The organism is Paraburkholderia sp. PAMB 6770 (genome assembly GCF_057748135.1).
In genome coordinates, this window is record NZ_CM173238.1 from 2,445,331 (window position 1) to 2,457,760 (window position 12,430).

Consider the following 12,430-nt stretch of genomic DNA (forward strand, 5'->3'; position numbering starts at 1 on the left):
GTTTCAATGAACCAGCGACAGCGCGCGGGCGGGATCGAGTACGGTCATCTCGCCCTGGAGTGCGCCGATGCGGCGCGCGAGCGCGGGCCTGTCGGCGTCCTTGCGGTTGCTCGCGGCCTTCAGCGCCCGGACCAGCTGATGCTTGACCTCGAAGACGAGCCCCGGCTCCCAGCGCATGAGCGGCAGCGCGCCCGCGGACGTGTCCAGTTCGGTCAGCAGCGCGAGCGCGGTTTCCGCGCGGCCCGCGTGATCGGCAAGGCGCGCCATCACGAGCCGCTGCAGATAGCGATGGCGCTCGGTCTTCATCCCCGGCAGGGATTCGAGCCACGCGAACGCCGCCTCGATCCCCTCACGCGCGGCCAGCTCTCGCGCCTGCGCCTCGATTTCGGGCCAGTCGCCGGCGCGCGGCGCTTCGCTGCCGGCCGATACCGGCAGAGGCGCCAGCCCTTCGCCCGCCTCCAGGTCACGCACGACCGCGTGCCGTGCAATCCATTCGAGCGTCGTATCGTCGGCGAACGGCGTGCCGTCGCTGAACGCGAGACGCTCGATGCCGGGCAGACGTTCGAGAAACAGCGCGAAGTCCGCGCGCAGCAGTTCGCGCCAGCCCGCGTAAGGGGCGCCGACGTGATCGAGCGCGACGTGCTGGAAATACTGCAGGTCGAACCAGAGGTGATTGACGCCTTCCATGAACGCGCCCTCGACGCGCTCAAGCAGTTCATGCCACTGCTTCTGCAGCACGAGCCGCTTCAGCTGCTGCCGCAACTCGGCGCGCGGCGCGACGAGACGCGTCTGCGACGCCGCATCCGACGGCGGCACCTCGTGCAGCGTATCCCAGCGCACGCTCCGCACGAGCCGCACCGACGGCAGATAGCCGCTGTCCTGCTCGCGCAGCCACGCGGCCATCGAACGGGCCTGTTCGAGCAGATCGCGCCCCGACGCGATCGGCCTCGCCGGGGCGCCGGCCGCGACCGGCGGCGAGGCGGCCGCCCCACCGGCGTCGGCGCTGCGCTCGCTCGGGCCGGGGTGCGCGAGCCGCGCCACCAGCGGCTGCAGGTTCGGCCGCGCGGGCGCGGGCCACGCGTCCGTGAGCGTCAGCAGCACATCGAGCGCCGCAAGCGCGCGCTCCCGGTCCGCGGGCGCGAACGCGCCGCGCCGCTCCAGCAGATCCAGCAGGCGGGCGGTCGCCAGCATATCGAGCGCGCCCTTCTTCGCTTCGGCCCGCGCGGGAAGCACCGTTTCGCCAAACCGGTCGACGAGTGCGGCGGCCAGCTCCAGCCCGTCGGCCAATCCCGCCGGCCCGTCCTGGCGCAGTCGCGCGAACGCGTAGTAGCCCGCAAGACGCAGGTCCTTGCCGGTCTCCTTCAGCAGTTGCTCGCAGGAACGCACGATGAGGCCGTCGTCGATACCGGAGAGCTTCTGTGCTTCCTCCCGAAGCGTGAAAAAGACGTCCTCATACCCCGGGTCCCGCCCTACGCCGCGAGAGAGGTCTCCCCCGGAAACACCGGCCTCCCCCGCGAGCGGCATCAGCCACGGCGCCCACGTGTCGAGCCGCGCGCGCACGCGTGCCGCGGCGTCTGCGTGGGCAGGAAAGAGATTCCTGAACAGCTCGCCGAGTTTCATTCGGCCTCCGGAACAAATCCGTGCGGCAACGGTATCGCCGCGTGTTTCGCGGCGGCGACCGCGGCCGGCGGCAGCGGCGGCGGACTGCTCGCGGAAGGTCGGGGGCCGGCCTTCGCGCCGCCGGTCACAAAGATGCGCGCGGGCAGCGCGAAGTGCCGAAGCTGCAGCACGTCGAGCGGACCCGCGCCTGCATCGCTGCGCAACTGCACGCGCAGCGCTATCCCCTCGCTCGTCGCGGGGGTCCATGTCAGCAGGTAGCGCGCGTTGTCCTGCTGCGACACCTGCGCGCGTTCGAGCAGCCGGATCAGGCCGAAACGGCCCTGCGCATCGAGCGCGGTACGCAGCCCGCCCTGCTCGGTCTGCCATTCGATATGCGAGAGATTGTCCAATGATTGACCGGGCCACTCGAACGGGACCCACGCCTCTTTCTGGTTGAAGTAATCGAGCGTGCGTCCCGACAGCACCACCTTCATGCCGGTCACGCCCGGCGTCGCGACGCCGCGCAGATCGAAACGGATATGCGCATCCCCCGCCGGGAACAGCACCGTCGAAACACGGCTGAGCCGGTTCAGGCCGTCGAGAAATCCCGGGTCGAGCGTCAGCGAGCCGTGGTCGGCACCTTGCGCGGCGACCCACCGGTCGCCCTGACGCTCGACGACGCCCGCGAGCTGCGTCGCGACAAACTGGGCGATCATCCCGTTGTCCGGCCGCATGAAGCGCGCCATCTCCGGCAGCGACGCGTCGTTCTCCGAATCCGCAAACGGATAGCGGCCGCCGAACGTGCGATTCCAGTCGGCCAGGACCGACGTGCGCCAGATGTCGTTCAGGCTCGCTGCCGCGGGCTGCACCACGGCCTGCCAGGTCTGGTCGAGCGGCGCCTGCAGCAACTGGCCGAGGCCTGCCCATTGCTCGCCCAGGCTCGCGGCAACCCGGCTCGCGTAGTCGCGGCTTTCCGCGAGGTCCGACGTCCTGCCCTGCAACACGGACTGTGCGGCGACGCGTGACATCGCCTCGGGATCGGCGCTATTCACCATCTGCTCGATTTTCAGGCGCATCGCGGTCACGCGTTCAAGGTAGCGCGCAAGACTCAGGTCGCCGGTGGCAGCCAGTTGTGCCGGGGCCTCGCCCGTTTTGCCGGGCAGCGCGGACAGCGTGTCGCTGCCGCTCAGACGCAGGATCGGGCCAAAGGCGCCGGCAAGCGGGGCGAACTGCGGCTGCGCCTGCTTCGACGGATCCTGTTCAGCACTGCCGACGAACTGCTGCGCCTTGCTGATCAGGGTGTCCGAAAGCGACGGCACGCTCGCGCCCGTGCCCGCCTGGTACACGATCACGTTCATCAGCGCGACCAGCGGCGAGCGTTGCGGGTCACCCAGCAGGGCAAGCTGGTCGGCCGTCGCCGACAGCGTTGGCGCGGGCTGCCAGCGCAGGCTGTTGAGGAACTGCGCCCAGGCGCGCGCGTAATCGTCAAAGTAACGCTGGCGCAGTTCGGCCTTCAGTGTCGAGGGCGCCTGATTCGTGGTCTTCGCATCCGACAGCACCCAGTCGCCGGCCACGTTGCCCTTCTCGCCTGCTTCGTCAATTGCCTTCGAGATGCGTTCGTCCCAGGCGGCGCGCGTGAAGACACCTGGGATGGTCTGCGTCGTGTTGAACAGGCCCCGGCCGGTGGTGTCGCCGAGCAGCGCGGCCAGCGTCAGGGGCGGGTATTTCGGCTTTGCATCGTCAAGAATCTGCTGGTAAATCGCATCGGTCGAGTTCTGGATACCGTGCACTTCGATGATCGTCTGGCGCGCGGAGGCGACCAGAGCGCCGTCCGGTACGATTGCCAGCGTGGAGCCGCTCGCCGCCGTCCGGCGTCCGAGGTGCCCGGCAAAAAAGGCGATCGCGTGCTGGCGCAGGTCTTCCCACGTGCCCAACGAAAGCGGCGAACCGGACGGCCTTGCGGGAACCGCTGTCGCGACCAGTTGCGGCGTGAGGAAGGACGCGACCGCGCGCTGCGGCTGCGCGAGCATCAGGTAGGCCTTGAGCGTATCGTACGCGGCCTGCGCCTGGGCGCTGCCGCCGCTCGCGATTTCTTCGTCGGACAGGGCGGCGAGCTGGTGCAGGCGGTCCTCCAGTTTCTGGCGGACCGGCGCAACGAGGATGCGGCTTGCGGCGTTCTCGTAGCCTGGCCAGAGTGCGTCAAGCAGGGCATTGTCGCGGTTCAGGCCGAAGCGGGTGACCCACGGCGCGCCATCGCGCTGACGTGTCTCCAGCGTGTCGATCTGTCCGTCGAGGCTGCTCAGCGTTTGCAGCGCGCGCGTCGGATCCTGGGCGCCCGACAGCGTGGCGAGCGTATCGCGGACGGTACGGATCGTCGCCCGGTTCGCGAAACCCGAGACGATCGTACCGGCCATCCAGAGGCCGACAGCGGCGGTTGCGATCCATGCCGCGGTGGTCGAAAACGAGAAGCCGACACGGCGGCCGTGGATGCTTCGGCTGTGTTCGGCGACGGTCTGCCAGACGGAGCGCTGCTGCGCGACAGGCAGATTATCTTCTCCTTCTGGCTTCTCGATGTTTGCCGGCGGCTCCAGTTCGCGCTCCTTGAAAAGCGGTGCGAACAGCAAACCGTGCACGGCGTGCCGCCAGACACGTGACCGGGCCGTTTGCAGCACCAGACCCGACAGCGCACTACGAAGGTTTGAAATATGCTGCGACAGCTCAGCGGGATAGCGATCGTCTGCATCCTTCGTCAGCCGCGCGACACCGGCATCAGCCAGGTTGTGAGTGAGGTCTTGCAGTGACGCGTCGATCTCATCCGCGCTGACGCGCGCGTTCGACCACGTGAAGCCGATAGCCTCGTCGGGACTCGACGTCTCGCTGCCGAAATCGGTGACGTTGAGCAGATATGCGGGTGCGGCCCAGCGCAGCGCACGGGCATGGCGCGCGAGCCGCTGCGAGAGGTTATCGGCGTCGAAGGGAGCATGAGCCGAGCTGCGGTTACGCGTCACGACCACGATCGCGTCGACCGGCCGACAACGGCGCAGGCGGCGAATCTGGTCGAGCCAGTCGGTCTCAAGCGTGTCGCGGGTTTGCCTGGCGTACAGCAGGACTGCGTCGCCGGTAATCAGATACCCCGCCTCGACGAGTCCCGGCGCCAGGCGTTTCACCAGCGGCACGTCACCGACGATCAGCACCCGGCGATCCCGGTAACGCCAGCGCGAGCCGTGGCGGTCATGCAGGGCATTGCGAAGCCCGGCAACCCGGTCGGCTTGTCCGGGCGGCTGGCCCTGACTGTCATGATTACCGGATGCCGGCCGTCGGCCGGCGTCGTAACGGGCAAACCAGCGGGACGCTCTCAGCGAGGCGATCCACAGTAGCACCGCTTCGAAGTACTTGACCAGCAGGATCACCACCAGCAGGGCGGAAAACAGGGAAAGTCCGATGATGATCCGGGTATCGCGAGACCACCCGCGACGGGGCCCCTCCACCCATACCGCAATACCGAGCGCAAGAAAGACGATGACGGCCGCAATGCCAATGAACAGGCCGGCCGGTCGAGTCTCGCTTTTATTCATGTTGTGGTTCATATCTGCTTTCTGCACATGAGGGCGATCAGTTCCTCACCTTCGCCACACAGCACCCATTGCGGATCGCCCGTTGCCCGGGCACTTTCTGCGGCAAGGGCGACGGCCAGCCACGGCCCTGCGCCCGAACAGTCGCCCACCGAGGTCTCGAGCGCGATCCATCGTGTTTCATCCGGGAAGGACGCGGCTTGCCGAACCGCGCTCAGCGTGTCACTGGGCAGGCCATGCGTCCACACCGTGCGCAGGTAATCGCGTGAGGATTGTCCCCAACGGGTTGCAAGCTCAAGCGTCGAGGCGGCGGCATCGAGCGCGCCTTTGGCAGGCCGATGCAGCCGTAGCCTGACGGGATTGGCCGGTGACGCGAGGCGCGGATGCCCCACGAGCAGGGCGATGCCCGCCTCTGCGACTCCCTCGGACAGGACTGCACTGATTGCATCGCGAAGCTCAATAGCCACCAGCAGGTGCGCCGCTTGGACCTCCCGGCTGTCAAGCCACGCGTCCGTCCGGAAGAGCGGTATCGTGTGATTGCCCGGCACGACATTTACCTTCAACGCAGGGGTCCGTTCAGCAAACACTTCCCGTAGCCGGGTCTCGACCACGTCGGACTTCAGTCTGGACCGATGATGCAGTTCGACCTGGAGATTCGTTCGCGGTGGAAGCGCGTTGAGCTGCGGCAGGAGACGGTCGATCAGGCGTTCCAGCAGCCATGTACACACGGCTTGATGGCGGGCATGTTCGGCGATTTCGTTACCCGGCTGAAAACGCATATCGGGAATGTCGAGCCAACGTGCGTTGACTTCAGTATCCGCGACTGCGCCGCTTGGCCTGAGTTTCGCCCGTTCGGCTCCCGTCAGTATTCCTTCGAGTGCGTTTTCCGGATCGTTCGCGGCGAAACACCAGGCATGGCCCAGTATCGCCAGCGGTCTGCCCGCGACGTCGTGACACCTTTGCTCTGCCTCATCACTGACGCGATTGGTCGCCATTGCCTGATTGCGACGGACATAACCATACCCGAGCCAGGAGCACAGCAGAAATGCCCACGCCATGAACGGGTAGCCCGCGACACAGAACCCGAACCACAACGTGTTCGTTGGCATATCCGCAGGCCAGAGCACGATCGCCAGCGCCGCTCCCGCGCCCATCACGAGCACCAGCAGGGTCGTCCAGACGATCGTCGACGGCTGCGGCGCGGGCGGCACCTCGACCCGCGGCGGCACGCGATTGAAGTCGATGGGCATCGCTTACCGAACCTGCGCCCCGGCACACGAGGCAATGAGGATGGCCCCACACCGCGTGTGATCCCCGTCGCGCGATAGCGGCGTGGCGCCATCCCTCATCCTGCCGCTGCCCTCGACAATTTCGTTGTCGCCGTGGATCGGGCACGACACCTTGTCGCCAATTCGGGCCGCCCGGCGGCCCTTCACCTTGATGCGATCCGAGCCGGTCAGGATCTTGCCGCCATGGCTCGTTGCATCGCCTTCGTATGCGAGATTTTTCATTGGGTGTTTCCCCTCGGGAATAACGATTTAACTCAAGAACTGAGGCTTAACACTTGAGCAATCCATCAAATTCAACACCGATATTTACATCAGCTTATTTCTCCAGTATTTCTTAACATCTGAAGCCGTTCGATATCGAAATTTAGACCCCCTTCCTTCGGCATAGCCATCGATCCCAGACATTGAATCGTCTTCGGAAACGCGCTTATTTTCTACCAACACTCCATTTTCATCAAAATAATAGGCATACACCTGATAAAGCCGCCCATAGGTACCATCGCCACGATTATTTATATCCCATGCAACAATGGAAAACACATTGACGCGACCACGCAGAGGCATATAAAATATCGACTCGACTGTCGGCGCGCCTCCCTCAATCGAGTATCGCGCAAATTCTGTTTTTACGCATCCGTGCTTTGTTGGTCGATAAAAATCGAGAATCAATGGATATTCTGCGGTACCGCTCTCGATAGAAATTCTCGAGTTTGTTGCCAGCGCAGATGCATCGAAAACATTGTTCTTTACGTCCACCACTGGGCAATCGGTGGCACTTTCAGCACCGTACCCGCTGAGCGTGAAAACGAACAACATCGCACTCGCTACCAATAACTTGGGAATGAACATTTTACGCCACCTCTTTGGGGAGCCCAAGAATTGGGGCTACATTGTTATATGCAATCAAGCGTTCTGGATATCCAATTGTGCCACCATTTACCGCCTTCGAAATCGCATGGACATTCCCAGAATCCGAAACTCCGTTTACATTTTTCGTGACGGCCCAAAACACAAAGGCCGACTCGACCCCATACTCCAAATCGCTAAGAACAAGATCTGGATTTTCTACGAAATCGCGCTGATTATCCGGGAATCTTCGATTATGCTCATCTGTGAGCACCACGTAGTTGCTTTTGAATGTTGTTTGTATCAATCCTCTGCCGCGATATTTATAGCCGTCGCCAGATTCCTCGCTTCCATTTTTGTACCGATCCATATAAACATAGCTTGCGAGATTTTTTGGATTATATTCGTACTTGCTTGTTTCGGTCCATAATTTTTCCCGCTTCCGTCCAAAGTTGCAGACAATCTCACCCGACACTTCGTTATAGGCCCTTTTTCCTTTTGGCGGAGCATTGCACCCAAAAATCTGCTTCATTCGTTTCGCCGAATATGAGAGCCTTTCTTCGACATTTTTAAAGCCGCTCTCGACAGCGATCTGCGAGAGAAAATGGGCGATCCTTCTCGGAGTGGTGACTTGATAACCTTTCGCGTACTTATTGAGCGATGGGAGAATCTGCCGGTGATAAGATTCGCTACCATTCGGATCAACGGCGGCGAGCATTTCAAGTGTGATAATTCCGAGTTCTTGTGAAAAATTCCCCACCAACGCAACCGGATGAATATGAAAAATCTCAGGTCCCGGGAAACCCGGCACACCGGCCTTCACCTCATCCCACCACACGAGCCTGTCGATCCGTTTCTGCTCTTCCTCGTGCTGCGGCTTGGGCCCTGTCCGCTTCTCCAACTCGGCGATCAGCTCCTCCTTGTGCGGACCGTGCTGGTTGACCCATGCACGCCCCTGCCCGAGGAACGACTCGATGCCGTCGTCGCAGAACACCTCGATGTGGGCCATCCGGGTTCCGGACGTGCCTTGATTCAGCGCGTCGTAACGACCAGGGTGACCCATCGGGTCGCCTGCCTTGACGGGAATACCGCCGTCGCCTTGCGGATGCTCCTTTGTACACGTCCGATTCGCCGTCACGATCACGCGGTCGAACGTCGAGTCGGGGATCACCTCCTCCACGAGCGGCCCGCCGTTTTCCTGGCCCAGAGTCCCCTCGATCCTTCCCCTCGCATCCATAATCACGCGCCTATCGTTGTAGCCGCTCAATAACCGAGTTGGTTAAGAGCTTTCCGAATCGAAGAAGCATCCTTAAATGTATAGTGAACGGGCTTCCCATTCATCTTACCATCCCACCCTTCATCTAATTTTTCCACAACACCCTCTGAGGAATTAAAAATCGATGACTCAATTACCTGCGGAGCATGCATTCACATCTTCACAACGAATCCATCGTTCGATAACGTTTCCATTTTTCTGGCGATACCTTGATGCCATAAATCCCTGCGACAAACTAGATCGATTCACCAATACCGAATCACCTTGCACAAGGTAGGCTCTGGTAACTGATGATTTCTCGGGTTTTTCATAAAGATACGCCTTCTTGGAAATCACAGCGTGGGCAACCCAGGCGCCCGGCTCAATTTGCGCTACGTGGATAGACGTCTCATTCCGGTCATCACTCAGGATCTTCTTCAGCTTCGCGGCGTTTTCCGTGTCGCCATCTCCCTGTAATTGGATAAGTAGCTTCGAATAAATGCTTCTGTTACCTGAATTAGGTGGATCGCACGCAAGCAGATTGTCAAATGTAGTACCTTCCGCCAGATATGCTAAGATTGGGGGCTGTGAAACTTGGTGCCCACTTTTGTGTTTCGATGCGTAAGCGGCATAGGTGTCGGCTGCATTAGGTGGATTATCGAAGATCGGCTCAATATTGATGGACCACTGATGAGGCGGATGCCACTCTCCACCACAGATGGCATCTTGCGCCACATGCACAACACAGCCGTCCTTCATACGTACGAAAGCACATAGATACTCGGCCTGCACAGACACACCGTTGGAATCATCGAGATCTCCTTGGGCAGAAAAACTCACGATCGAGTATTGCCTGTCCGGAGACAGACTGTTTGCGCCGGGCTTGTAAAAGCTCAATCCCTCATCGAAAGGGGTAAACATCGTGCCATCTGGGCGCTTAAAGCGTAAAGATCGGTAGACATTGCCCCCACCATTGGCATACTCTAAAACACTTGATTCACCCGACACATTTACCTCGGCCTGAACGCAGGTGGACAGTACTGCTAATAATATAAATATTGATTTACGAATCATTTGAAGCCCTATAGCCGACCGCGAAGTTGATTGTAACGTTCTACAGCGGAATTCATGTGGCGTGATGAGCCATATATCTGAATAAGTTCGGCTTCATACTGCGACCTGTTCTCACCCCAGTGCGTAGGGTCTGCGCTCAGTCTCGCATGTCGTTCCCGAAGTGTATCAATTGACGCTCCAAGATCTGTAGTGACATTACCGGGTGCGTTGACGTCTTGATCAAGGACAAGTGCGCGACCCAAACGGGACAAAAAGAAGTCACTTGCAGAATTGCTATAGCCACTCGGCTTCTTAGCGATGGCAATGTGTAAACGGCCAATAAAATCCACAACCTGCTTCTTCTGATACTCATCATTTATCATCGCGTGCGCAATGGAAGCCAATGGTTTCGATTCCTTTGGGAATCCACTGTCCGCTTCTTGAAACCCTTTCTTGATGAAGTCATAGAGTTCCTGTCCGGTAATTTCCTTGTTTGCGGTATCACTGGATGAATAGTAAATCCTCGGGCCTTTTTCCTGTTTAATCGACCATCCACATTGGCAAAAAATTTCCTGAAACAGACTAGGATTTTCGTTTTGGAACTCCCAAATCTGTTGCGGGAGCTCTCCGTAGCCTTCTGGTGTCACCGTCTTCTGCATTGCACCGGCACTGAATGTCTGCCAATCCCAAGCCTGTACGGCATCCATATTGCCTTCGTTGGACGACATGGCGATCACGATCGCTTTTTCGTCCTCAGTGGCCTTGGACTTAACAATGAGGTCATCCCATCCTGTGAACTTGTCCAACTTCTTTGTACCCGCATAGACAGGGCCAAAGTACGTCTGTGGCGGAAGGTTACGGCGATGTCTCACCCAACGATAGCGGTTAAACACCTTGCCAAGGCAACATCCGCAGGCGCAAGTATCGTCGTTGAAAAAATTCCCCACGATAGCAACAGGATTGACGTGATAGACCTCAGGTCCCGGGAAACCCGGCACACCGGCCTTCACCTCATCCCACCACACGAGCCTGTCGATCCGTTTCTGCTCTTCCTCGTGCTGCGGCTTGGGCCCTGTCCGCTTCTCCAACTCGGCGATCAGCTGCTTCCACTTCGACGGGTTCGCCCACTCGCTTTCGTGCCTGACGATCAGCCGTGATGCAGCCTGCATCAGCCACGGATACCCGCCACGTTCGGTCTGCGCCAGCGTGCATAGTTCATCCGCTGCCTGCCTCCCATCGCCTCTCGTGAACAGGACGTTATAGACCTTCAGCATCAAGGGACTGAGCTTCGAACGCGACGCACGCTCGGCAACCTCGGCGCCGCTCGCATAATCAACCCACCCCTGGGTCGTCGCAAAGATCGTATGCGCCGGATCATGGGTATCCGCCACGCACTCGAAGTCGATCCACTTCTGCGCGAATTCCCGCGTCACCCGCCCGCCCGCGTGATTGAAGTCGCATACCCAGCCCCCGACCGGTTGACCCTGTGCATTCACGCCGTCCACGTGCCACCAGTTCACCGCGTAACCGGGATCGGGGTTCGGATGCGGCTCGGGGATTCGCCGCTTCGGGTCACGCGCCAGTTCGGCGAGCGAATACACCTGAACGGTATCCGTCTTTCTTGACTGCGGGTCTGCACCCGGGACGAATTTATTGCCCTGGGTGCGTTGATACAGCACCGTGCCCGGCGCAATCCGCAGAATTGTCGGCTCCGATGGCAGCCCCAGCGTCGCCCAGTCCTCCTTGTGCGGACCGTGCTGGTTGACCCATGCACGCCCCTGCCCGAGGAACGACTCGATGCCGTCGTCGCAGAACACCTCGATGTGGGCCATCCGGGTTCCGGACGTGCCTTGATTCAGCGCGTCGTAACGACCAGGGTGACCCATCGGGTCGCCTGCCTTGACGGGAATACCGCCGTCGCCTTGCGGATGCTCCTTTGTACACGTCCGATTCGCCGTCACGATCACGCGGTCGAACGTCGAGTCGGGGATCACCTCCTCCACGAGCGGCCCGCCGTTTTCCTGGCCCAGATAAATCCAGCCGCCGACGGCACGGGACGGCTCGACGTATCCGCCGGCTTCCGGCGGATACAGCACGGCCTCGTGCAGTTCCGTCACCTGGCCCCAGCCCTTTTCCTGCCTGCCGATGCTCACGCTCGCGCCCTGCGGCAGGATGCCAACGATTTCGCCGTGCGGGCTTTTGCGAACCCTCAGCCCCTGCTGCGACGAATCGGCAACCTGCCCGTTGCGCCCCGGCGAAGGCTTATCCTGCCCGTGCGGCGTCACCTTCCATTGCCGCGACCAGTACGACGGCCTGTCACGCTTCGGGAAGTTCGCGTAATCCTCGTTGGACATCAGGTGCATGTACAGGCTGTAGAACGTCAGCTTCGTGCCCTGGGGGAACTCCATCGTGTGCCGCACCAGCGCGAAGCCCGTGCTATACGGCGCCTGAACCGGTGATCCGCCATCGGTCGCAGCGATCTCGCTAACCGGATAGGTTTTGTTGGCACGAAACGCGATCAGCACGCCATCGGCGATGCAGCGCAGCCCCGCGTCAAGATCCAGCGATTGCCCGGCACCGGCCTCCGTGACGTGGATTCCACCATGCCACATGCCCTTGCGGCTCACGAGATACGCGCCTGATGGCTCGCGCTCGGCCAGCAGGCGGTAGATCTCGTGCTCGTCGGTGAATTGTGCGGAAGCCCCGGATTGACCCCGTCCCTTGCGCAGAAACGGAAAGGCGAACGGCAACGGCTTCAGCTTCGCTGGCGTCGGCGCTTGCGGCTTCTTCGGTACAGGTTGGCTTGTCATGATTGA

At 61.0% G+C, this 12,430-nt stretch carries 8 protein-coding genes; all 8 read right to left on the bottom strand.

Going from position 1 to position 12,430, the window contains the following annotated elements:
• Positions 1 to 3: 3 nt before the first annotated feature.
• The gene (gene tssA / locus AC3AP7_RS11105; protein WP_475763082.1) at positions 4 to 1,620 is read right to left on the bottom strand and encodes a type VI secretion system protein TssA; all 1,617 of its coding nucleotides are present in this window, start codon (positions 1,618 to 1,620) and stop codon (positions 4 to 6) included.
• Positions 1,617 to 5,174 carry an ImcF-related family protein gene (locus tag AC3AP7_RS11110; protein ID WP_475763080.1) on the bottom strand — a complete coding sequence of 1,186 codons (3,558 nt, stop codon included), beginning with the start codon at positions 5,172 to 5,174 and terminating at the stop codon, positions 1,617 to 1,619. The genes tssA and AC3AP7_RS11110 overlap by 4 nt, the downstream gene beginning before the upstream one ends.
• A gap of 8 nt (positions 5,175 to 5,182) precedes the next feature.
• Positions 5,183 to 6,421, bottom strand: a complete 1,239-nt coding sequence (locus tag AC3AP7_RS11115; protein WP_475763078.1) for a hypothetical protein — start codon at positions 6,419 to 6,421, stop codon at positions 5,183 to 5,185.
• A 3-nt stretch (positions 6,422 to 6,424) separates the two neighbouring features.
• The gene (locus AC3AP7_RS11120) at positions 6,425 to 6,682 is read right to left on the bottom strand and encodes a PAAR domain-containing protein (RefSeq protein ID WP_475763076.1); all 258 of its coding nucleotides are present in this window, start codon (positions 6,680 to 6,682) and stop codon (positions 6,425 to 6,427) included.
• 84 nt (positions 6,683 to 6,766) lie between these two features.
• A complete protein-coding gene (locus AC3AP7_RS11125; RefSeq protein ID WP_475763074.1) occupies positions 6,767 to 7,309 on the bottom strand; it encodes a hypothetical protein in 543 nt (180 codons plus the stop codon).
• A gap of 1 nt (position 7,310) precedes the next feature.
• Positions 7,311 to 8,549 carry a glycoside hydrolase family 19 protein gene (locus AC3AP7_RS11130; RefSeq protein WP_475763072.1) on the bottom strand — a complete coding sequence of 413 codons (1,239 nt, stop codon included), beginning with the start codon at positions 8,547 to 8,549 and terminating at the stop codon, positions 7,311 to 7,313.
• Positions 8,550 to 8,711: 162 nt separating this feature from the next.
• Positions 8,712 to 9,635: a hypothetical protein gene (locus AC3AP7_RS11135; protein ID WP_475763070.1), complete on the bottom strand. Its 924-nt coding sequence runs from the start codon at positions 9,633 to 9,635 to the stop codon at positions 8,712 to 8,714.
• A gap of 8 nt (positions 9,636 to 9,643) precedes the next feature.
• Positions 9,644 to 12,424, bottom strand: a complete 2,781-nt coding sequence (locus AC3AP7_RS11140) for a hypothetical protein (protein ID WP_475763068.1) — start codon at positions 12,422 to 12,424, stop codon at positions 9,644 to 9,646.
• Between the last annotated feature and the right edge of the window lie 6 nt (positions 12,425 to 12,430).